The organism is Streptomyces sp. 13-12-16 (assembly GCF_002114215.1).
In the GTDB taxonomy this organism is placed as follows: domain Bacteria; phylum Actinomycetota; class Actinomycetes; order Streptomycetales; family Streptomycetaceae; genus Streptomyces.
The window spans coordinates 1-2,404 of the sequence record NZ_NCTE01000463.1 but is presented as its reverse complement, the minus strand read 5'-3'; the positions used below and the strand labels follow the sequence as shown (position 1 = coordinate 2,404).

Here is a 2,404-nt window from a genome sequence, read left to right as displayed (position 1 = left end):
CGATCACGCCGTAGCGGCGGTCCGAGACGGCCGCCCGGGTCCCGGGGTCCTCGGAGAACCCCCGCTGGATCCGTGCCGTCGTGCCCGCCGGGCCGGCGAGGGCGAGGTTGGTGCGTACGGCGTGCTCGTCGACCGGTGACCCGCTGGGGTCGGGGCGCTGGGCGGTGCCGGGCTGGAGCTGTACGCCGGCGAAGGGGTCGACGATGGTCAGCCTCGGGCTGCGGCCGTCGCGTTCCATCATGCGGACCAGCCCGGCGGAGAACAGCCCGTACAGCGTGCCGATCTCCAGGATGTCGTCGTTCGGCGGATCGAGCAGCGGGACCGTCCCGAGCTTGCCGCAGATGTTCATGGTGCCGCCCGCGATCCGGCCCACGCCCAGCGACTCCAGCGAGACGAGCAGCCGGAAGGCGGTGGCGACGTTGCGCACGGCCGCGTCACGGTCACCGGACAGGGCCGTGACCTCGGCGTGCAACTGCCGCAGGGGGCCCTCGGACACGATGCGCGAGACGCCCCGCCCGCGGGGGCCGAGGAGCAGCTCGAAGGTGAGCTGGCGGTGCCGGAGCAACTCGACGTCACGCACGAGCTGTTCGGTCGTGTCGGGGTCCGGCGCCTGCCGGCCGGCCGTGCGCCGGACCTCGGAGCGGACCCGCCGCTCGATGCGCCGGTCGATGACGTCGGTGACCGGGCGCAGCAGACGCCGGGAGATTGAACCGCGGAGCGTGGAACGGCTGTTCATGGACCTGGGACCTCAATCCGTCAGGGAGCCGATGCGGTACCGGGGGACGCGGGGGAACGCCGGTCGGGGCCGACCTCCCCGGGGCCGGGCGGGGGAGTGTCCGGCGGGGCCGGTGCCGTCCCGGCCGGACGCCCCGGCTCAGTCCCCCTTGCGCAGCCGCGCCGAGTGGTGGGTCACCTGCGCCCGGACCGATTCCCTGCGGGCCAGTTGCCGGATGGCCCGTCCGCGCGGGCCGAGCAGGGCCGCCACGCGGGATATCTCCGACCACACCCTGCCCCGGTCGCCACCGGCGACGGCCGCGGCGGCCAGCAGCCGGCACGCCTCCTTGGCCTGGCCCCGGGCGGCGCGCAGCTCGGCCATGCCGATCAGCACGTCCACCGGCTGCCGGCGGCGCAGGATCTCGGTGCCCACGCGCAGGGCGTCCTCGACGTTGCCCGCGCCGACGTGACGCTTGAAGTCCTCGTTGAGGTGCCGGAGCTGCTGCGGGACCACCGCCCGCGGATTCTCCGGACCGTCGCCGTCCGCCGTCTCCGCGCTCTCCGCGGACGCGGCGGACAGTGGGTGCCGCGCGGGCCCGGGGCCGGGCAGCCCCAGCGCGGTCGTCATCCGCGCGGTGAACGCGGGGATGTCGAACAGCTCCTCGACCTCCCGGTAGTCGTCCTCCGAGACCTGCTCGGCGAGCACCGACCGCAGGGCGTCGAACGCCGCCTGCGGCGTGTACTCGGAGAACGACCGGTAGCCCGGGACCCCGTCGAGCACCTCGCGGGAGCCCACCCGCCCGTAGGTGATCACCCGCAGCCGCTGCTGGACCGCCTCGACCACCGACAGCGGCATCGGGTCGTCGACGGAGGAGAGGAAGAAGACGTCCGAGGCGGCGAGTTCCTCCCGCACCCGCGTCCGCGACAGCGCCCCCATCCAGGCCACCCGGTCGGAGACCAGGGTCGAGGAGGCGATCCGCGGGGTGCGGTGGCCGATCCACGCGAACCGCCACGGCAGCCCCTTGGCGTGCGCGAGTTCCGCGACCCGCGAGAAGAGGTCCAGGCCCTTGCGGTCCTGCATCGAGCCGACCATCACGATCCGCGGCTGCCCGCCCGGCGTGGGCCGGGCCCGGGCCCGGTGGCTGTCCTGCGGGACGGTGTTGTAGACGACGACGGGGGCGGTCACCCCGAGCCCGCGGAACATGTCGGCCTGGGCCGAGGACACGCACAGCACGCGCACCCGGGGCAGGAGCCGGAGCATCTCCTTGTGGCGCAGGGTGTGGTGCTCCGCCTCGTAGGCCATGACGTGCTCGGTCTCGTGGGCGTAGAGGAAGACCTTCCGGCCGGCGGACACCAGTTCGTCGACCAGTTCGTTGCCGAGGGCGGAGCGCCACAGCGGGGCGAGGCTGTTGACGAGCACGACATCGGTGTCCCCGAGCGCGTCGAGGACGTCCTCGGTGCGGCAGTAGGCGCTCAGGTCGAGGTAGCGGACGTCCACGGGCGACTGGGCGAGCAGGGCCTGGGTGTAGGTCAGGACGGGGATCGCCACGCCGGTGGTGTAGCCGAAGCCGAGGCCGACGACGGCCAGCGAGCGCGGGGGCGCCTGCTGGTCCCGTACGGCCCGCAGGGCGCGCTCGGCGCGGGTGCCCGCGGGGGCGGGGGACGTCCCGCCGGGTCCGGGGCCGACGCG

Annotated in this window: 1 protein-coding gene and 1 pseudogene; both read right to left on the bottom strand. The window is 74.6% G+C overall.

The window, feature by feature from the left end; genetic code table 11:
* Window positions 1–580 (bottom strand): annotated as a pseudogene (locus B7767_RS18650) (class I SAM-dependent methyltransferase); the annotation flags it as partial.
* Window positions 581–874: 294 nt separating this feature from the next.
* The coding region (locus B7767_RS18645) for a glycosyltransferase family 4 protein (RefSeq protein ID WP_143652540.1) at window positions 875–2,404 on the bottom strand (1,530 nt) is incomplete at its 5' end.